The sequence below is a fragment of the Luteimonas rhizosphaerae genome (assembly GCF_002849595.1).
GTDB classification, from domain to species: Bacteria; Pseudomonadota; Gammaproteobacteria; order Xanthomonadales; family Xanthomonadaceae; genus Luteimonas; species Luteimonas cellulosilyticus.
Map to the genome: position 1 here is coordinate 151,026 of NZ_NRQR01000025.1, position 19,496 is coordinate 170,521.

The 19,496-nt window shown below is 68.8% G+C and carries 21 protein-coding genes; 7 read left to right on the plus strand and 14 right to left on the minus strand.

Annotated features, from left to right (window positions below; all coding sequences use genetic code 11):
- Positions 1-90 precede the first annotated feature (90 nt).
- The 6 genes from nei to asnS form a co-directional block, all read right to left on the minus strand.
- On the minus strand, positions 91-900 hold the full coding sequence (nei, locus tag CJ022_RS13065) for an endonuclease VIII (RefSeq protein ID WP_101927069.1): 810 nt from the start codon (positions 898-900) through the stop codon (positions 91-93).
- Between the two features lie 69 nt (positions 901-969).
- Entirely contained in the window at positions 970-1,755 is a 786-nt protein-coding gene (locus tag CJ022_RS13070; RefSeq protein ID WP_101927070.1) for an SDR family oxidoreductase, read from the minus strand.
- A gap of 1 nt (position 1,756) precedes the next feature.
- Positions 1,757-2,395, minus strand: coding sequence for an FMN-binding negative transcriptional regulator (locus CJ022_RS13075; protein WP_101927071.1), 639 nt, complete (start codon positions 2,393-2,395; stop codon positions 1,757-1,759).
- A 13-nt stretch (positions 2,396-2,408) separates the two neighbouring features.
- Positions 2,409-2,708: a hypothetical protein gene (locus CJ022_RS13080; protein ID WP_101927072.1), complete on the minus strand. Its 300-nt coding sequence runs from the start codon at positions 2,706-2,708 to the stop codon at positions 2,409-2,411.
- 16 nt (positions 2,709-2,724) lie between these two features.
- A complete protein-coding gene (locus CJ022_RS13085) occupies positions 2,725-3,027 on the minus strand; it encodes a hypothetical protein (protein WP_101927073.1) in 303 nt (100 codons plus the stop codon).
- Between the two features lie 123 nt (positions 3,028-3,150).
- Complete coding sequence (asnS, locus tag CJ022_RS13090) at positions 3,151-4,551, minus strand: asparagine--tRNA ligase (RefSeq protein ID WP_101927074.1); 1,401 nt, start codon at positions 4,549-4,551, stop codon at positions 3,151-3,153.
- Between the two features lie 142 nt (positions 4,552-4,693).
- Here asnS and CJ022_RS13095 point away from each other — a divergent pair, with 142 nt between their 5' ends.
- Entirely contained in the window at positions 4,694-5,035 is a 342-nt protein-coding gene (locus tag CJ022_RS13095) for a HesB/IscA family protein (protein ID WP_101927075.1), read from the plus strand.
- Positions 5,036-5,138: 103 nt separating this feature from the next.
- Here CJ022_RS13095 and CJ022_RS13100 read toward each other — a convergent pair whose 3' ends face one another.
- From CJ022_RS13100 to cyoA, 5 genes are all read right to left on the minus strand, one after another.
- Complete coding sequence (locus tag CJ022_RS13100) at positions 5,139-5,942, minus strand: SURF1 family protein (RefSeq protein ID WP_101927076.1); 804 nt, start codon at positions 5,940-5,942, stop codon at positions 5,139-5,141.
- A gap of 25 nt (positions 5,943-5,967) precedes the next feature.
- Positions 5,968-6,360 (minus strand): cytochrome o ubiquinol oxidase subunit IV, encoded by a 393-nt coding sequence (gene cyoD / locus CJ022_RS13105; RefSeq protein ID WP_101927077.1) that lies wholly within the window; start codon positions 6,358-6,360, stop codon positions 5,968-5,970.
- Positions 6,357-7,010, minus strand: a complete 654-nt coding sequence (cyoC, locus tag CJ022_RS13110) for a cytochrome o ubiquinol oxidase subunit III (protein ID WP_101927078.1) — start codon at positions 7,008-7,010, stop codon at positions 6,357-6,359. Before cyoC ends, cyoD begins: the two co-directional genes overlap by 4 nt.
- Positions 7,011-7,012: 2 nt before the next feature.
- Positions 7,013-8,992 (minus strand): cytochrome o ubiquinol oxidase subunit I, encoded by a 1,980-nt coding sequence (gene cyoB, locus CJ022_RS13115; RefSeq protein ID WP_199171549.1) that lies wholly within the window; start codon positions 8,990-8,992, stop codon positions 7,013-7,015.
- A gap of 82 nt (positions 8,993-9,074) precedes the next feature.
- Positions 9,075-10,274, minus strand: a complete 1,200-nt coding sequence (cyoA, locus tag CJ022_RS13120; protein WP_101927080.1) for a ubiquinol oxidase subunit II — start codon at positions 10,272-10,274, stop codon at positions 9,075-9,077.
- Positions 10,275-10,450: 176 nt separating this feature from the next.
- On the opposite strand from cyoA, the gene CJ022_RS13125 reads away from it, so the two are divergent.
- From CJ022_RS13125 to alr, 6 genes are all read left to right on the plus strand, one after another.
- Entirely contained in the window at positions 10,451-11,770 is a 1,320-nt protein-coding gene (locus CJ022_RS13125; protein WP_101927081.1) for an MFS transporter, read from the plus strand.
- A gap of 437 nt (positions 11,771-12,207) precedes the next feature.
- Complete coding sequence (rpsF, locus tag CJ022_RS13130) at positions 12,208-12,654, plus strand: 30S ribosomal protein S6 (protein ID WP_101927145.1); 447 nt, start codon at positions 12,208-12,210, stop codon at positions 12,652-12,654.
- Between the two features lie 11 nt (positions 12,655-12,665).
- Positions 12,666-12,896: a 30S ribosomal protein S18 gene (gene rpsR / locus CJ022_RS13135; protein WP_096208774.1), complete on the plus strand. Its 231-nt coding sequence runs from the start codon at positions 12,666-12,668 to the stop codon at positions 12,894-12,896.
- A gap of 145 nt (positions 12,897-13,041) precedes the next feature.
- Positions 13,042-13,494, plus strand: a complete 453-nt coding sequence (gene rplI, locus CJ022_RS13140) for a 50S ribosomal protein L9 (protein WP_101927082.1) — start codon at positions 13,042-13,044, stop codon at positions 13,492-13,494.
- A gap of 244 nt (positions 13,495-13,738) precedes the next feature.
- On the plus strand, positions 13,739-15,100 hold the full coding sequence (locus tag CJ022_RS13145) for a replicative DNA helicase (RefSeq protein ID WP_101927083.1): 1,362 nt from the start codon (positions 13,739-13,741) through the stop codon (positions 15,098-15,100).
- A gap of 56 nt (positions 15,101-15,156) precedes the next feature.
- Positions 15,157-16,245 carry an alanine racemase gene (gene alr / locus CJ022_RS13150; RefSeq protein WP_101927084.1) on the plus strand — a complete coding sequence of 363 codons (1,089 nt, stop codon included), beginning with the start codon at positions 15,157-15,159 and terminating at the stop codon, positions 16,243-16,245.
- 18 nt (positions 16,246-16,263) lie between these two features.
- Here alr and CJ022_RS13155 read toward each other — a convergent pair whose 3' ends face one another.
- The 3 genes from CJ022_RS13155 to CJ022_RS13165 all read right to left on the minus strand — a co-directional run bounded on the left by CJ022_RS13155 (position 16,264) and on the right by CJ022_RS13165 (position 19,425).
- Positions 16,264-16,719: a YbaY family lipoprotein gene (locus tag CJ022_RS13155; RefSeq protein ID WP_101927085.1), complete on the minus strand. Its 456-nt coding sequence runs from the start codon at positions 16,717-16,719 to the stop codon at positions 16,264-16,266.
- A gap of 61 nt (positions 16,720-16,780) precedes the next feature.
- Positions 16,781-17,647: an endonuclease/exonuclease/phosphatase family protein gene (locus tag CJ022_RS13160; protein ID WP_101927086.1), complete on the minus strand. Its 867-nt coding sequence runs from the start codon at positions 17,645-17,647 to the stop codon at positions 16,781-16,783.
- Positions 17,644-19,425, minus strand: coding sequence for a M14 family metallopeptidase (locus CJ022_RS13165; RefSeq protein WP_425490819.1), 1,782 nt, complete (start codon positions 19,423-19,425; stop codon positions 17,644-17,646). Before CJ022_RS13165 ends, CJ022_RS13160 begins: the two co-directional genes overlap by 4 nt.
- Between the last annotated feature and the right edge of the window lie 71 nt (positions 19,426-19,496).

A 19,496-nucleotide genomic window follows, 5' to 3' on the forward strand; every position in this document is an offset into this window, starting at 1 on the left:
GCGTCGCAACGGAGCGTGTCGGCGACGGCGATGGATCGGACCGGGGACCGGTCGCGACGGGGTGTCAGCTTAACCGAGGCGGTCGCCGGATCAGTGCTGGCAGCCGGGGCACCAGTACAGGCGCCGCGCGGCGATCCGCTCGTTGACGACGGTGCCGTCGCAGCGCGGGCACGGCAGGCCTTCGCGCTCGAACACGCGCAGCTTGAAGATCGCTTTCGTGTGTTCGAGGTAGTCCTTGTCCGGCGGCACCTGGGCGCGGTGCTTGGCGCGATAGCTGCGGCGCGGCACGTCGAGCAGGGCATTGGCAAGGCGGCGCCGCTCGCCGGCGGCGAGGTCGCCCGCCGTGCGGTGCGGCGACATCTTCGCCTGGTAGAGCACCTCCGAGCGGAGGTAGTTGCCCATGCCGGCGGCGAAGGCCTGGTCGAGCAGCAGCACCGCCAGCGCCCGCCGCGCGAACGCCGGGGCCTGCATGTGCGCGACCAGGGCCGCGGCGTCGACGGCCGGGTCCAGCACGTCCGGGCCGAGCTTGGCGAGATAGGGCTGGGTGTCGAGCGCGTCGGTCTTCCACAGCGACACCGACGGCGCCGCGTACAGCGCGGCCGCGCCGCGCGCCGTCACCAGCAGCACCCGCGGCTGGGCCTCCGAGGTGAGGGCATCGACATCGTCGACGATCCGCCAGAACCCCAGCAGATGGTTGTGCGAGTACAGCGTCCAGCCGCCGTCGACCGCGGTCAGCATCGCCTTGCCGCGCGCCTGCACGGCGAGCACGCGCTTGCCGCGCAGCACACGTCGGCGCCGCTGCAGCGCGGGATCCTTGAAGCGCACGTCGACGAGGAGCTCGCCCGCCAGTGCGGCGGCGAGCTGGTCGGCGGCGTAGTGGATTTCGGGGCCTTCGGGCATCGCGGCATCAGAGCAGCGCCCTCGTGGCGGCGACGTGAGGCGTGCAGCCGGGGAGCCCGGGCTGCGATTTCAGATCGACGCCATGCGCCCGCCGTCGACGGCCAGACTCACGCCGTTGATGTAGGCCGCCGCCGGCGCGCACAGGAACGCGATCACGCCGCCGGTTTCGGCAGGCGTGGCGAACCGGCCCGCCGGCACGTTCGCGCGCATGGTCGCGAGGATCTCGTCGGCGCTCTTGCCGGTCGCCGCGACGCGGTCCCGCACGATCTGGTCGATGCGGCCGGTCTCGGTGTAGCCGGGCAGCACGTTGTTGACGGTGATGCCGTCGGGCCCGAGTTCGCGCGACAGGGTCTTGGCCCAGCCCGCGACCGCGCCGCGGATGGTGTTCGACACGCCGAGGCCCGCGATGGGCTCGCGCACCGAGGTCGAGACCACGTTGACGATGCGGCCCCAGCGCGCCGCGCGCATCGCCGGCAGCACCGCCTGCACCAGCACCTGCCCAGCGAGCAGATGCCGCTGGAAGGCGTCGGTGTACGCAGCGAGCGGCGCGGTGTGCGCGGGGCCGCCCGGCGGCCCGCCGGTGTTGTGGATCAGGATCTGCACCGGCTGCGCGGTCACATGCGCGGCGACCGCGGCCTGCAACGCCGCCGCATCGGCCATGTCGACGGCGAGGACATGGTGCGGCTGGCCGCGCGGACGGGGCAGCGCATCGGCCACGGTCTGCAGCGCCGCGTCGCGCCGCGCGAGCACGGTGACCGACGCGCCGAGCAGCGCGAGTTCGTGCGCGGTCGCGCGTCCGATGCCGTCGGACGCACCGCAGACCAGAGCGTGGCGGCCTTCGAGATCGAGATCCATGTCAGGACTCCGGTGGGAATGACGGTGCCAGCCCGGCGCGCATCAGCGCGGCGATGGCGCGGGCGTCGTCGTCGGCCTGCGCATCGAGGGCGGCGACGACCGACGCGCGGTTCGCGTCGGGATGGTTCTGGCTCAGCTTGCGGGTCAGCTCGGCGGCGTGCACGCGCAGGCGGAACCCGACGATGCCGCGCAGCTGGCGACGCTCGCGCGGATCGGTGTGGTCGTAGCGCCAGGTGCCGCCGACGGTCGGCTCGAAGCGCTCCGCGGTGCGGGCGACGAGCGCGCCCAGCGCCTCTTCGTCGTCGACGCGTTCGATGTGCACCCGCAGGTGCGCGACGACGTAGTTCCAGGTCGGCACCCGCGCGTGTTCGTGCTTGTCGGGATACCAGTCCGCCGACAGATACGCGTGCGGGCCGTGGACCAGCACCAGCGCCTCGTCGCCGTCGCGCGCCTGCGGGTTCGCGCGTGCCCAGTGGCCTTCGAGCAGCAGCGCAGCGCCGTCGCGCCGGGCCAGCACCGGCAGGTGGCTGGCATCGGGCACGCCGTCGCGCACCGTCACCAGGGTCACGAACGGGTGGGCCACCAGCAGCGCATCGAGCAGCGCCGGATCCGGCTCGACGAAGGCGCGCGGCGTGGCCAAAGGCGCGCTGGCGTCAGGCGCGTGCGCCGAGCGACTGCACCATCCGCTCGCGCAGCTGGGCGTCGTCGTCGGCGTCGGGCGGCGCCAGCTCCTCGAGCGTGAAGCCGCGCTCCAGCGCATCCTCGGCATCGAGGCCGTCGAACGAGACGAAATCCGCGTCGAGCAGCATGCCGCGCGCGGTGTCCTCGCTGTCGTAGACCAGGGTATTGCCGTCGCTGTCGAACACCTGGGCGATGCCGGTGTCGAGCACACGCAGACGGGCCCAGATCACGGTGCGGCCGAGCATCGCCAGCCACCATTCGTCATGCGTCATGGATCGCTCCTTGGGATCAGGGCGCCAGTGACCACAGCCACAGCACGCCACAGGCGGTGAGGGCGGCGAGGATCACGATCAGCGAGATCCGCGCCGGGGTCGCGAGGCCGGTGAACTGGCGATCGGGCACCTCGCGGTAGCCGCCCGCCAGCAGCCAGCGCAGGGCGGCCGGCTTGAGGAAGGGACTGTCGCCGAAGTGTGCGTGCACCTCGGGATGGCGGTCGCGCAGGTGCACCAGCGACAGCGGCCAGAAGATCACGAACGCGGTGAATCCACCGATCGCGACACCGAAGAAACACAGGGCGAGGAACAGGATCATGGGACGTCGGGACCGGCCGCGGTGGGGGCACCGGTCCACGCGAAGGCGCGCGGACGAAAGGTGCGTCGACGCAATACGTGCACCGAGGCATCAGAAGGGAGCGATGAACCCGTCATCCGAGGGTCAGTACTCGGCCTGGCCCGGCGCGCGCGGGTAGGGGATCGCGTCGCGGATGTTCGACAGGCCGCAGACGTAGACGATCAGGCGTTCGAAACCGAGCCCGAAGCCGGCGTGCGGCACCGTGCCGTAGCGGCGGAAATCGCGGTACCAGCCGTAGTGCTCGCGATCGAGACCGAACTGGTCCATGCGCGCATCCAGCACGTCGAGCCGTTCCTCGCGCTGCGCGCCGCCGATGATCTCGCCGATGCCCGGCGCCAGCACGTCCATCGCCGCGACGGTCCTGCCGTCGTCGTTGAGGCGCATGTAGAACGCCTTGATGTGCTCGGGATAGTTGGTCACCACGACCGGGCGGCCGACGTGCTGCTCGGTCAGCCAGCGCTCGTGCTCGGTCTGCAGGTCCAGGCCCCATTCGACCGGGAACTCGAACTTGTGGCCGGACTTGCGCAGCAGCTCGACCGCATCGGTGTATTCGATGCGCTCGAACGGCGCATTGACGAACCCTTCCAGGCGCGTGACCGCGTCCTTCTGCACGCGCTCGGCAATGAAGGCCATGTCGTCGGCGCGCTCGTCGAGCACTGCGCGGAACAGGTACTTGAGGAATTCCTCGGAAATGCGCGCGTTCTCGGCGAGATCGGCGAACGCGATCTCCGGCTCGATCATCCAGAACTCGGCCAGGTGGCGCGTGGTATGGCTGTTCTCGGCGCGGAAGGTCGGGCCGAAGGTGTAGACCTTGCTCATCGACAGGCAGAAGGCTTCGACGTTGAGCTGGCCCGACACCGTCAGGAACGCTTCCTTGCCGAAGAAATCGCGCGTGAAGTCGACCTTGCCGTCCTTGCCGATCGGCAGGTTCGCCAGGTCCAGCGTGGAGATGCGGAACATCTGGCCCGCGCCTTCGGCATCCGACGTGGTCACGATCGGCGTGTTGATCCAGAAATAGCCGTTCTCGTGGAAGTACCGGTGCGCGGCCTGGGCCAGGCAGTGGCGGATGCGGGTGACCGCGCCGAACAGATTGGTCCGCGGGCGCAGGTGCGCGACCTCGCGCAGGAATTCCAGCGAATGCGCCTTGGGCTGGATCGGATAGGTCTCCGGATCCTCGACCCAGCCCACGACCTCGACCGTGTGCGCCTGGATCTCGAAGCTCTGGCCCTGGCCCTGCGACTTCACCAGCGTGCCCGACGCGACGACCGAGCAGCCGGCCGTCAGCCGCTTCACTTCGGCCTCGTAGTTGTCCAGCGTGTCCGGTGCGACGACCTGGATCGGCGCGAAACACGAGCCGTCGCTGACATTGACGAAGCTCAGCCCCGCCTTCGAGTCGCGACGGGTACGCACCCAGCCGCGGACGGTGACTTCGCCGCCTTCGGGGATGTGCCCGGCGAGGGCCTGTTGGACGCTGATCGTGGTCATGCCTTGAATCCTGGAAATCCGAACCGATACACGGGACGCCACAGTCTACCGGACCGGATCGCCGGTCCATCGTCGGCGGATCACCGGTCCTTTGCCGGTCGCGGTCAGCTGCCGGTCCGCGACCCGGGAGTACACTTGCGCCATGTCCATCGCACTCGCACCTGCCGCCCTCGAACGTGCCCGCCGCTTCCTCGCCGCCAGTCCCGGCGCGCTCGGCCTGCGTTTCGGCGTGACCAAGACCGGCTGTTCCGGCTGGGGTTACATCGTCGACCTGGCGCATGCCGAAGAACCCGGCGACAGCATCAGTGAGCAGGACGGCGTGCGCATCTACGTCGACGCCAAGAGCCAGCCGATCGTCGACGGGACCGAGATCGACTTCGCGCAGAAGGGCCTGAACCAGGAGTTCGTGTTCCGCAACCCGAACGCCGCGGCGGCCTGCGGCTGCGGCGAGAGCTTCACGACGGACGCCACCAAGGCGTTCTGAGCGCGACCGCCGGCAAGCGCACCAGCGCGCCGGAAGCATTCGAGACACGCCCTGACGATCACGTGCCACGCCGCTGGCATGCGTCGAGACGTGCGATGCCGGCTCAGTGGCGGCCGCGGCCCCGGACGGGTGCGCGGTCGTGTGGATCCGCCCCGCCACCGCCGCGTGTGCGCGATCGCAGGAATTCGCTGCGGACCACCAGCACGATCGCCAGCAGGGCCAGCAGCGCCATGCCGAACCAGGTCAGCGCGTAGCCGAGATGGTGGTTGCGGAACTGCACCACGGTCATGCCGGGCACCGGCCAGTTGCCGGTGTCGAGACGGTCCTGCGCATCGACGAAGAACGGGGCCACCGGACCGGGCACGTCGCGCGCGGCGCTCAGCTCGCCCGGCGCGCGGACGTACCAGCGATCCTCGGCTGGCACGTTGTCGCGCAGGAACAGGCCGGCCCGTTCGGGCAGCCGCAGCAGGCCGGTGACGGTGACCGTGTCGCGCGCATCGACCCGGGCGCGGGACCCGGCATCGCGATGCGCGTTGTCGACGAAGCCGCGGTTGATCCAGACGGTGCCGTCCGCCGTCACCAGCGGCGTCATGATCCAGTAGCCGGGGCCGCGCGCGGTCGCGGCGTAGACCGCGACTTCCTGGGCGTGCAGCAGCCGTCCCGCGAGCGCCACGCGGCGGTATTCGTCCGCGGCCTCGGTGATGCGGTGCCAGTCCGCGCGTGCGGGCGGCGCGACGGGAGGCGCCTGCACGCGCGCGTCGACGCGTGCGATCAGATCGCGCTTCCAGCCCAGCCGTTCGACCTGCCACACGCCGAGCGAGACGAACCCGGCCAGCGCCGCGACCAGGAACGCCAGCAGCGCCCAGCGGCGGGCCGGACGTGCGGTCGGGCGGGGCGTGGTGGCCATCGCGTCGAAAAAACGGTCGGCGCCGTCAGGGCGCCGAGCGCATCTGCTCGGGCGAGACCGGCATCATGTTGGTGTCGAGGTGGTGCATGACCCACAGCGAACCCACCAGGGCGATCAGGATGACGATGCCGGTGAAGAGCAGCGACATGAGGATCCAGCCGCCTTCCGATTTCCGGTTCATGTGCAGGAAATAGACCATGTGCACGACGATCTGCACGGCGCCGAAGCCCATGATCAGCGCCACGGTCCAGACGCGGCTCTCCAGCACCTCGCCCATGACCAGCCAGAACGGGATCACCGTCAGGATCACCGACAGCACGAAGCCGATGACGTAGTCGCGCATCGAGCCGTGGCCGTGCGCGTCGTGCGCGGGCTCGTGGGCGGGGTGGTGCGCGCGGTTGTTGACGTCGGTGCTCATCCCACGACTCCCATCAGGTACACATACGAGAACACGCCGATCCAGATCACGTCGAGGAAGTGCCAGAACATCGACAGGCACATCAGGCGACGGTTGTTGGCAGCCGTGAGGCCGTGCTTCTTCAGCTGGAACACCAGCGTCACCAGCCAGATCAGGCCGAAGGTCACGTGCAGGCCGTGGGTGCCGACCAGGGTGAAGAACGACGACAGGAACGCGCTGCGTTGCGGCGTCGCGCCCAGGTGTGCCAGGTGCTGGAACTCGTAGATCTCGATGCCGAGGAACGCGAGGCCGAACAGGCCGGTGACCAGCAGCCAGCCGATGGTGCCCTTCACGTTGTGCTTGTACGAGTTCAGCATCGCGAACCCGTAGGTGATCGACGAGAACAGCAGCATGAAGGTGGCGACGAGGATCAGCTTGAGGTCGAACAGGTCGGCCGGCGACGGACCCGCCGCATAGTTGCGGCCGATCACGGCGTGGGTGGCGAACAGGATCGCGAAGATCAGGCAGTCGCTCATCAGGTACATCCAGAACCCGAGATTGGTGCCGGTTTCGGGATGGTGCTCGTGCCCGTCGTCGTGCGCGTGCGGGTCCTCGATCACGTGGTAGACGCGTTCGGTGGTGCCGGTGGTGGTGGGGATCGTCTGTGCCATGGTCAGAGCGCCTGCTGCGCGAGATCGCGCGTGCGTTGTTCCTCGGTTGCCGTCACTTCTTCGGCCGGGATGTAGTACTCGCGGTCGTAGTTGAAGGTGTGCTTGATCGATGCGGCGATCAGGCCGACGAACGACACCGCCACCAGCCACCAGATGTGCCAGATCAGGGCGAACGCCAGCACCGTGCTGATCGCCGACAGGACCACGCCCGCGCCAGTGTTCTTGGGCATGTGGATCGGCACGAAGCCCGATGTCGGCCGCACGTAGCCGTGCCGCTTCATGTCGTCGTAGGCGTCGATGCCGTGCACGACGGGCGTGAACGCGAAGTTGTAGGCCGGCGGCGGCGACGACGTCGCCCATTCCAGCGTGCGCCCGTTCCACGGATCGCCCGTCGTATCGCGCAGCGCCTTGCGGTTCCGCACGGCGACGACGATCGACAGGATGAAGGCGGCGATGCCGATGGCCACCAGTGCCGCGCCGATCGCCGCGATGACGAAGAACCAGTGCAGCGAGGTGTCCTCGAACTGGCTCAGGCGACGGGTCACGCCCATCAGGCCCATGATGTAGAGCGGGGTGAACGCGACCCAGAAGCCGCTCAGCCAGCACCAGAACGAGACCTTGCCCCAGAACTCGTCGAGCTTGAAGCCGAACGCCTTGGGGAACCAGTACACCATGCCCGCGAACAGGCCGAACACGACGCCACCGATGATGGTGTTGTGGAAGTGCGCGACCAGGAACAGGCTGTTGTGCAGCACGAAGTCCGCCGGCGGCACGGCCAGCAGCACGCCGGTCATGCCACCGATGACGAAGGTGAACATGAAGCCGATCGTCCACAGCATCGGCACGTCGAAGCGGATGCGGCCTTTGTACATGGTGAAGAGCCAATTGAAGATCTTCGCGCCCGTCGGGATCGAGATGATCATCGTCGTGATGCCGAAGAAGGCGTTGACGCTGGCGCCCGAGCCCATCGTGAAGAAGTGGTGCAGCCACACCACGTACGACAGGATCGTGATCACCGCGGTCGCGTACACCATCGACGTATAGCCGAACAGGCGCTTGCCCGAATAGGTCGCGACGATCTCGGAGAAAATGCCGAAGGCCGGCAGCACCAGGATATAGACTTCCGGGTGGCCCCAGATCCAGATCAGGTTCACGTACATCATCGGATTGCCGCCGAGATCGTTCGTGAAGAAGTTGGTTCCCACGTAACGGTCCATCGTCAGCAACGCGAGCGTCGCCGTCAGGATCGGGAACGAGGCGACGATCAGGATGTTGGTGCAGAGCGAGGTCCAGGTGAAGATCGGCATGCGCATCAGCGCCATGCCCGGCGCGCGCATCTTGACGATCGTCACGATCAGGTTGATGCCCGACAGCGTGGTGCCCACGCCCGCCACCTGCAGCCCCCACAGGTAGTAGTCCATGCCGACGCCCGGACTGTAGTCCGCGCCCGATAGCGGCGGGTACGCCAGCCAGCCGGTGCGTGCGAACTCGCCGACGAACAGCGACAGCATGATCAGCACCGCGCCGGCGGTGGTCATCCAGAAGCTGAAGTTGTTGAGGAACGGGAACGCCACGTCGCGCGCGCCGATCTGCAGCGGCACGATGTAGTTCATCAGGCCGGTGACCAGCGGCATCGCCACGAAGAAGATCATGATCACGCCGTGCGCGGTGAAGATCTGATCGTAGTGGTGGGCGTTGAGATAGCCCTCGCCGCCGCCCGAGGCCATCGCCTGGTGCAGCCGCATCATCACCGCGTCCGCGAAGCCGCGCAGCAGCATCACCAGCGCGAGGATGCAGTACATGATCCCGATCTTCTTGTGATCGATGCTGGTGAACCACTCCTTCCAGAGATAGCCCCACAGCCGGTACTTGAACAGCAGCGCCAGCAGGCCGAGGCCGCCTAGGACGGTGCCGACGAAGGTCGCGCCGACGATCGGGTCGTGGAAGAAGGCCAGCGCATCGAGCGAAAGTCGCCCGAACACCGGTGAATCGAGTTGGCCCTGGGAGGCTACGGACATGGGGGGTCTGCCTGGTACTGGATGTCGGTCTTGCGTCTGCGAAGGATCAGCGGCGGGTGCCGCCGTCCTCGTCCGGCTCGGCAGGTGCGCCCTGCGAAGTCGGTGCCTGTTCCGGGGTGCGCGGCTGCGCGCCCTCGTTGTCGAGTCCGCCGGCCGGCGTCGGCGCCGGGGCCGCTTCGCCCGGTTCCGCGGCGCGCGGCTGGTGGCCCTGCGGTTCGTCGTCGCTGCGCGCCTCGCGGCCGCTGTTCGGGAACGTCGCGCCGGGCGCTTCGATCGCCTCGTCCGCATGGCGGTTGTCGTAGCGCAGGCGGTCGAAGTTGTCGCGGCTGTCGACGCCGCCACCGCCGGCCATGTCGATGTGCATCATCTCGTGCATGCACATGGCATCGGGCGCGACGCACATGTTGAGGATGGCGTCGTAGAGATCCGCGTCCACGTTCGCGAAGTAGCGCACCGGCTCGCGCTCGGACGGCTTCTCGATCTGCATGTAGCCCTCGCGATCGAGGGAATCCTCGGACGCCTGCGCCTTGGCGACCCACGCATCGAAGCCGGCCTGGTCGAGGCCGAGGAAATCGAAGCGCATGTGCGAAAAACCGTCGCCGCTGTAGTTCGCGGAGAAGCCCTTGTAGGTGCCTTCCTCGTTGATCACCGCGTGCAGCTTGGTCTGCATGCCGGCCATCGCGTAGATCTGGCCCGCGAGCGCCGGCACGAAGAACGAATTCATCATCGACGCCGAGGTGATCCGGAATTCGATCGGCGTATCCACCGGCGCGGCGAGTTCGTTGATCGTCGCGATGCCCTGCTCGGGATAGAGGAACAGCCACTTCCAGTCGAGCGCCACCACTTCGACCACCAGCGGCTGCACGTCGGCGGGCACGTCGCGGTTGGCGTCGATGCGGTCGAGCGGGCGGTAGGGATCGAGCTTGTGGGTCGCGATCCAGGTGATCGTGCCCAGCACCAGGATGATCGCCAGCGGCGCCGACCAGATCACCAGTTCGAGACGGGTCGAGTGGTGCCAGTCGGGCGCGTACTCGGCGTCCTTGTTCGACGCGCGGTATTTCCACGCGAAGAAGAACGTCAGGAAGATCACCGGCACGATGATCAGCAGCATCAGCCCGGTCGAGACCAGAATCAGGTCGCGCTGCTGCATGGCGATGTCGCCGGAAGGTCGCATGACGACCCAGTCGCAGCCCGACAGCAGCAGGGCGACCGAGAGCAGCGCGATGGCACGGAGGATGGGGATCATGGGGAAGTCGACAACGGAGAAGAAGAACTTGACGGGGAGGACACGGAAAGGGCGGTAGCGTGCGCGCGCCGCGGCCATGAACGGCCTGCTGCTGCGCGCCTTGCCTGCGGTACCGGTTTCGGGCGCACAATGCGGCGCATATTATCCATCCAAACGACACCGGAGAGCGCGCGCAGATGAGTGGAACCGCACAAGAAGGCACCACCGGACTGGACGAGGCCCCGGAGAACGACAGCACCGAGATTTCGCCGGGCAGGATCGCATTGCCGGTGGTGATGGGCCGGACGTCGGAATTCTTCGACTTCTTCGTCTACGGCATCGCCTCGGTGCTGGTGTTCCCGTATCTGTTCTTCCCCGACAGTGACCCGGTCCAGGCGACGATGAAGTCGTTCGCGATCTTCTCGCTGGCATTCATCGCCCGTCCGATCGGCTCGATCGTGTTCATGGCGGTGGACCGCAACTTCAGTCGCGCTGCCAAGCTGATCGGTGCGCTGTTCCTGCTGTGCGGCTCGACGATGGCGATCGCCTTCCTGCCGAGCTACGCGCAGGTCGGCATGCTCGCACCGGTACTGCTGGCGGTGTTCCGCTTCGGTCAGGGTCTCGGCTGGGGCGGCGCCTGGGACGGTCTGCCGTCGCTGCTGTCGCTGAGCGCGCCGGCCAACCGCCGCGGCTGGTACGCGATGGTGCCGCAGCTCGGCGCGGCGCTCGGCTTCATGCTCGCCAGCGGCCTGTTCCTGGTCTTCACCCGCTGGCTGACGCCCGAGGATTTCCTCGCCTGGGGCTGGCGCTTCCCGTTCTTCGTCGCGCTGGCGTTGAACGTCGTGGCTCTTTTCGCGCGCCTGCGTCTGGTGATCACGCCCGAGTTCGCGCAGCTGTTCCAGGCCAAGGAACTGCAGCCGCGCCGCATCATCGAGACCGTGCGCACGCATCCGCGGCAGGTCTTCGTCGGCGCGCTGATCCCGCTGGCCAGCTACGCGATGTTCCACCTGGTGACGATCTTCCCGCTGAGCTGGGCGACGCTGTTCAGCGACCACGACGCGTCCGATTACCTGGGCAGCCTGTTCCTCGGCGCGGTCATCGGCGGGCTGGGCATCATGCTGTCGGGCCTGCTGGCCGACCGCATCGGCCGTCGCGGGCAGCTGGCGATCGCGGCGATCCTGATCGCGATCTTCAGCTTCTTCGCCGCGCCGCTGCTGGGCAGCGAGACCACCGGTGGCCGTACTGCCTACGTGGTCATCGGCTTCGCGCTGCTGGGCCTGTCGCTGGGCCAGGCGAGCAACGCGATCGCCTCGCGTTTCGAAAGCATCTACCGCTACACGGGCGCCGCGGTGACCTCGGACATCGCGTGGCTGCTCGGTGCCGGCTTCGCACCGCTGGTCGCGCTGGGTCTGTGCAGCAAGTTCGGACTGGAATACGTCGGCTACTACCTGCTGTCGGGTGCCGTCGTGACGCTGGCCGCACTCGCCTTCAGCCGCACGCTCGAGACCGTGCGCTGACGGCACGGCCCGTCCCGGACGGGCGACACGGTATGAGGGCAGGCAGGCGTGCACGGTCTGGCGGATTCCTGTCCGCCGGTCGCCGGCGGCACTGAGGGCGTCTCGTCTCGAAGGAGGCGCGGCGTGCTGCCGGAGCGGGGCAGGGCGTCGTCGCCGGGACGTCGTCGGCACCGGGCCGCACGGACGGGCGCCCATCCGGCGCCTGCGACATTGAAGCATTCGCTTGATGTGGTGAGACTGCGACCGAATGTCGCACGGCTCCCGCCGGCACGCGCCGGAGCGGGCCGCCTTGTCCGGCCGTGCAGGATCTGTGACAATAGCCGGCTCCCTCGCGCCCGTCGCCTGGGAGCCCTTGCTCCACCGCATCGCCGATGCCGGGGAGCTATCCGGGCCGCCGCCGCGTTCGCGGCGCGGTCGATACCCGAAAGGAAACCAACATGCGTCATTACGAAGTCGTGTTCCTGGTCCATCCGGACCAGAGCGAGCAGGTGCCTGCGATGATCGAGCGCTACAAGTCGCTGATCGAAGGCGCCGAAGGCACCATCCACCGCCTGGAGGACTGGGGTCGTCGCCAGCTGGCCTACCCGATCAACAATCTGGTCAAGGCCCACTACGTCATGTTCAACATCGAAGTCGGCCAGACCGCCCTCGACGAGCTCGTCGAAGCGTTCCGCTTCAACGATGCCGTGCTGCGCCACCTCGTGGTCCGCCGCGACGAGGCCGACACCGAGCAGTCGCTGATCATGAAGAACAAGGACGACAAGGGCGACAAGCCCGACCGCCCCGAGCGTCGCCGCCGCGACGAAGACGGTGACAGCACCGGCAGCGACAACGATGCCGACGGCGACACCGACAAGTCCGACAACAACGCCGAAGCCGCCTGAGGATCACGCACATGTCCAAGTTCTTCCGCCGCCGCAAGTTCTGCAAGTTCACCGCCGAGGGCGTCAAGGAGATCGATTACAAGGATCTCAACACCCTGCGCCAGAACCTCACCGAGAACGGCAAGATCGTCCCGAGCCGCATCACCGGTACGAAGTCGCGTTACCAGCGCCAGCTGGCCACGGCCGTCAAGCGCGCGCGTTTCCTCGCGCTGATTCCGTACACCGACAACCACAACGTCTGACGCGACGCCGCGTCCGCGTGGCACGCGCTCCGGCGCGGGTCGTGCGGACAGTGGCGCGGTCGGGTCGATCACCGTCCATTCGGACAGCAAACCGGTTGTGTCGCGCGCGTCCGCGTCGCGGCACTAACGAATACGGAGCAACACCATGCAACTGATTCTTCTGCAGAAGGTCACCAATCTCGGCAACCTCGGCGACAAGGTCAACGTGAAGCCGGGCTACGGCCGTAACTTCCTGGTGCCGCAGGGCAAGGCCGTGCCGGCGACCCCGAAGAGCATCGCCGAGTTCGAAGCGCGCCGCGCCGAGTACGAAGCCAAGGCCCAGTCGCAGCTCGACGAGGCGCAGCAGCGCCTGGCCAAGCTGGAAGGCGCCAGCGTCACGATCTACGCGAACGCGTCGACCGAAGGCAAGCTCTATGGCTCGGTCGGTCCGCGCGAGATCGCGCAGGCGCTGACCAAGGCCGTCGCGCCGGTCGAGAAGTCGGAAGTCGTGCTGGGTGAAGGCGCGTTCCGCAACACCGGCGAATTCGATGTCGTCGTGCACCTGCACGCCGATGCCGAGACCACCGTCAAGGTCGTCATCGAAGCCGAACCCGCCTGATCCCACCGGATCCTGGCGGTTCACGACGGGCGCCGCGAGGCGCCCGTCGTCGTTTGCGGGCCGTGCCCGTCGCGCCCGGCGAGACGCCGGCGCGCTAGAAGTTACCCACCGCTGGCCGCGGCTTATCCACAGCTTGTGGGGTCGCGTGTCCACAGGCGCCGGGTCTAGCATCGACCGCCGTTGCGCCATCACAGCGGCGCGCCACCCGCCGGGTCAGGCGCGCCTCGCGAGGAACCGTTCCACCATGTCCGCACGCCCCGAATACCGTCCCGAGCACCGCACCGACGCACGCGTCGAACAGCTGCGCATTCCGCCGCAGTCGGTCGATGCGGAGCAGGCGGTGCTCGGCGGCCTGATGCTGGTCCCCGATTCCTACGACCGCATCGCCGACATGCTGGTGCCGGACGACTTCTACCGCCGAGACCACCAGAAGATCTACGCCGCGATCCAGGAACTGGCCGAGAAGAACAAGCCCTTCGACGCGGTGACCCTCGGCGAATGGTTCGAATCCAACAACCTGTCGGAACTGGTCGCCGGCGGCGCCTATCTCGGCGAGCTGGCCAGCACCACGCCGTCGGCCGCCAACATCCGTGCCTATGCGGAGATCGTCCGCGACAAGGCGATCCTGCGGCAGCTGATCGAGGTCGGCACCGAGAACGTCAACGACGGCTTCCAGCCCGATGGCCGCGACAGCAGCGAGATCCTCGCCAAGGCCGAGCAGCAGGTCTTCAAGATCGCCGAAGCCGGCTCGGCGGGCCGCACCGACTTCACCGCGATCAACAAGGCGATGGCCGACGCCTTCGACGTGCTGCAGACGCGCTACAACAACGGCGGCGGCGTGACCGGCCTGCCGACCGGCTACACCGAGTTCGACGAGATGACCGCCGGCCTGCAGCCGACCGACCTGCTGATCCTCGCCGCGCGTCCGGCCATGGGCAAGACGACCTTCGCGCTCAACATCGCCGAATACGCCGCGATCAAGACCAAGAAGGCGGTCGGCGTGTTCTCGATGGAAATGTCGGCCAGCCAGCTCGCGCTGCGCCTGATCTCGTCGAACGGCCGCATCAATGCGACCCGCCTGCGCACCGGCCAGCTCGAGGACGAGGACTGGAGCCGGGTCAGCGGCGCGATCCGCATGCTGAAGGAAACCAAGATCTTCATCGACGACACGCCCGGCCTGTCGCCGGACGTGCTGCGCGCCAAGTGCCGCCGCCTCAAGCGCGAGCACGACCTCGGCCTGATCGTCATCGACTACCTGCAGCTGATGGCGGTGCCGGGCAACAGCGAGAACCGCGCGACCGAGATCCTCAACGTGCCGGTGATGGCCCTGTCGCAGCTCAACCGCTCGCTGGAAACGCGCGCCGACAAGCGCCCGGTGATGGCCGACCTGCGCGAATCGGGCGCGATCGAGCAGGACGCCGACGTCATCGTCTTCATCTACCGCGACGACTACTACAACAAGGAAAACTCGCCCGACCAGGGCCTGGCCGAGATCATCATCGGCAAGCAGCGTAGCGGCCCGACGGGCTCGCTGAAGCTGAAGTTCTTCGGCGAGTACACCCGCTTCGACAACCTGTCGCACGATTCGATCGGCAGCTTCGAGTAAGGCGCGCGCCTGCGCTTGCAGGCAAAATGGCGGGCCCTCCTGCGCGTCCCGCCCGCATGTCCCGCCCGATCACCGCGACGATCCACACCGATGCGCTGCGCCACAACCTGCTGGCGATGCGCGCGCGTGCGCCCGGCCGGCGGCTGATGGCGATGGTCAAGGCAGACGGCTACGGCCACGGCCTGGAGACCGCGGCGCTGGCGCTGCGCGGTGCCGACGCGTTCGGCGTCGCGGCGATCGAGGACGCGGCGCGGATCCGCGCGGTCGGGCTCGAACAGCCGATCCTGGTGCTGTCGGGCTTCGACAATGCCGGCGACCTCGACCAGCTGCGCCGCCTGCGCGCCGAGGCGATCGTCCACCACGCCGCGCAGCTCGACATGCTCGAGCAGACCGACGGCGCGCCGATCCGGGTGTGGCTGAAGATCGACACCGGCATGCACCGGCTCGGCTTCGCGCCGGCTGCGGTGGCCGAGGCGCACACGCGGCTGCGCCAGGCGCGCGGCGTGACCGGCGACATCGTGCTGATGACGCATTTCGCCAGCTCAGACGAGTTCGACCCGGGGGCGCCCAACGCGCTGCAGACGCCGGCGCAGCTGCGCGCGTTCGCCGCGGCGACCGCGGGCCTGGCCGGGCCGCGGTCGCTGGCGAATTCGGCGGCGGTGCTCGGCTGGAGCGATGCGCACGGCGACTGGATCCGGCCCGGTGGTGCGCTGTACGGCATGTCGGTCGTGGCGGGCCGTACCGGCGCGGATTTCGGCCTGCGCGCGGCGATGACGTTCGAGACCCGGCTGCTGGCCGTGAACCGCGTGGCGCGGGGCGAACGCATCGGCTATTCCGCCACCTGGGAAGCGCCCGAAGACATGCCGGTCGGCATCGCCGCGGTGGGCTATGGCGACGGGTATCCGCGACTGGCGCCCGCCGGCACGCCGGTGCTGGTCAACGGACGGGCGGCGCGCGTTGTCGGGCGCGTGTCGATGGACCTGATGACGATCGACCTGCGCGGACAGCCCGATGCCCGCGCCGGCGATCCGGTGACGCTGTGGGGCGATGCGCTGCCCGTGGAGCAGGTCGCCGACGCCGCCGGCACGATTTCCTATGCGCTGACCTGCGGCATCACCCGGCGCGTGGCCTTCCGCACCGACTGAGCCGTGCTGCGCCCGCGCTCAGTCGCGCGGCTGCACGTGCACCAGGCGGAACTCGACGATGCCCGACTGGCCGGGCTGCACCGGCACGCGGGTGTCGGTGACGAAGCGCAGGCTGCCGTCGGGCATCGACACCGACGCGTGCAGGCCGTACATCCCGTTCTCGCGCAGCTTCGCGCGTTCGACCGGCAGGGTGAAATCGTAGGGCCCGGCGCCGACTTCGATCTCGCGCGACGCGATCACCGCGTCGGGCGTATCCGCCAGCTGGTCGTCGATCAGCTGCACGCGCAGCGTCGACCCCTCCGGCATCAGGATCTTCTCGAGGTACATCGCGCGTCCGCGCACCATCAACGTGCCGCTGTCGGCGGGCATCAGGGTGTCTCCAGTGGAGGGTGCCGCCGGGCCGGCGACGGGCGACTGGCAGGCGGCCAGCAGGGACGCGGCGCACAGCAGCAGCATCAGGCGGATCGCGGACATCGGAGGCTCCGGTTGCGGACGGGCGGGGCGACCATCCTACGCGCGGGACGGCGCGCGGCCCTCAATCCGGCGGCGTGCGGCGCGGCACCAGCTCGACATGGACGCCGAAATGATCCGACGGCCAGGTGCCGTCGGCGCCGGGCGTGTCCAGCACGAGGCGCGCATCGCGCACGTCGAACCGGCCCGGCTGCACGAACACCAGATCGATGCGCGAGCCGATCTCGAAGTAGTGCGGGTTGAGCGTGGTGACAGCTGTTGCGTCCGCGTCGGGGTGGACGACGCCGTAGGCATCGACATAGCGCCCTGCAAGTGGCGCCAGCTCGGGCGTCGTCACCGCCGCATTGAAATCGCCGAGCAGCACGACCGGCGCGGCGTCAGCGGTGCGGTCGATCACGGCGAGCACGTCCTGCACCTGGCGTGCGCGCGTGTCGCCACCGAACTGGCCGGCGTGCAGGTGGGTGAAGTAGACGTTCAAGGGCTGTCCGCGGATCTCGAGCCGGGCGTGTCCCATGCTGCGCGAGTCGGCGGCCGGCTCCAGGCGCGACTGCGACATCGACTGAGGAGCCTCCCGTGTCAGCAGCGCGTTGCCGTAGCGGTGCGCCTGGCCCTCCGGATCGAGCGAGACGAAGTGCACGTGGTAGCCGAGCGCCGCGCCGATGGTCTCGGCCTGGTTCGGCAGGGTTCCGGTCTGCAGCACTTCCTGCAGGGCGATGACGTCGGGGTCGAGCGCGCGCAGCCCGGCGAGGATCAACGGCAGGCGCTGCGGCCAGCGGTCGCGGTCGTGGTAGAGGTTGAGGGTGACGAACGACACGGGCGTCTCGGTCGTCGCTGCCGCCGTGTCGCGATGCGGCGCGCGTCCCGCGCACGCCGCGAGGACCAGGCCGAGCAGCAACGCGACCAGCGTGCGGGAAGCGGTCAGGCGCGTCATTCGGGCGCGGCCTCGACACGCAGCACGGGATAGAGGTTGTAGCGCGTGTCCCAGGCGCTGTGACGCCGGTAGAAGAAGTCGAGCCGGGCCGCGGGATCGGCCGCGAAGGCCGGGTCGTCGCGCAATCGCGTCTCGAACGCGCTGCGCACCGCGGGATCGCCGGCGAGCATCTCGCGCGCGACGGCTTCGGCCACGTAGTCCTCCATGTACTCCTTGCGCTCGAAGTGGACGTTGAACCGGCCCCAGGCCGCGAGCGAATCGGGCGCCTGCGGTTCCAGCAGGGCGGCGACGAGACGCGCCTTCGGCTGCGCGATCGGCACGTACAGCGCGCCGGCGGCGACGTCCTGCGTGTCCTCGTGCCAGGCGCCGTCGAGCGCCAGGCGCTGGTGGCCTTCCATCGAGCCTGCCCCCAGGCGGGTGCTGTCGGCGCGGAACGCGCGCACGTCCAGTGCCGCATGCGCGGTGGCGAGCGTGCGGACGTCGATGCCGTGCTGGCGCAGCTTCTCGCCGACCCAGGCCGCATGCGCGGCCGGCACCAGATAGCCGCCGCGTGGCAAATCGGTGGTCAGCGACGGCGTGATGGTGTCGCGCAGCGGCACCCGCCAGACCTGCGGTGTGGTTTCGTCGTAGCGCGTCATCGACGCGCCCGACACGTCCGACGGCGTGCGCGTGTAGGCATAGCCGCGGAAATCGATCATGCGCGCGTGATCCGTCGCCTGCCAGGCGAGCGGCACGGTGCTGCCGCCGAGCGCCGCGGCGCGCGTGTCGGCTGCGCGCGCGATGGCCAGCCAGTCGCGGCCGTGCGCGGCGATCTGTTCCAGCACCGACACCACGGTATTGCGGGTGATGCGCACGCGGACCGGATATTCCTTCCACGAGTGGGTTTCGACCAGCATCGCCAGGCGGTTGCGCAGCGGGATGTAACCGGTCGAGAACCGAGGCGGCGAGACCCCGTCCTCGAAACCCGACGCCGGGTTGTCGGATTCGAGGAAGGACGGATAGAACGGCAGCGGCAGCGAGCCCTGCGCGGCGAGATCCTCGATAACCGCGTCGCGGAAGCGGCGACCGACGCTGCGCAAGGCATCGTCGCCGGCGTGCAGGGGCTCGACCTGGATCGCGATGTCGTGCTCGAACTGGGCGCCATTGGTTGCGTGCAGGTCGATGTAGGCCAGCGGGTCCCAGGCCTCGACCAGGGCCAGCATCGCCTGCATCTCGGGCGCATCGGCCTTGGCGTAATCGCGGTTGAGATTGAGGTTCTGCGCGGTCGTGCGCCAGCCCATCTCGCGCGGCCCGCGCTGGTTGGGCCGGTTCCAGGCCGCGAAGCGCTCGTGGCCGTCGACGCTGAAGACCGGCACGAACACCCACACCAGATCGTCGAGCACGCCGGGCGCGGCGGTGCCGTCGAGCACCTCGCGCAGCGCGAGGAAGCCCGCGTCCTTGCCGTCGACTTCGCCGGCGTGGATGCCGCCCTGCACGAGGACGACCGGCAGGCCTCGGCGGCGCGCCTCGCCGGGGTCCATCGCGCCGGTACGGGTCACGATCAACGCCTGCATCGGCCGGCCTTCCGGACTGGTGCCGAAGCGGGTGCAGCGCACGGCATCGGGATGGCGCCGGGCGAAGGTGTCGCACAGCGCGACGACCTCGTCGTAGCGGCCGGTCTCGACGAAGCCACTGCGCTCGGCCACGGTCACGCGCGGATCGTCGTCGGCGCTGGCGGGCAGGGCGGCGGCCAGCGCGCAGGCGGCCAGCAGGGAGGCGAAGCGTCGGGATACGGTCACGGCGTGTCCGGGGGCGGGCAGGGCGGCCATGATGCCTGCCCGGCGGGACGCAACCCAAGCCACAGCGCGTG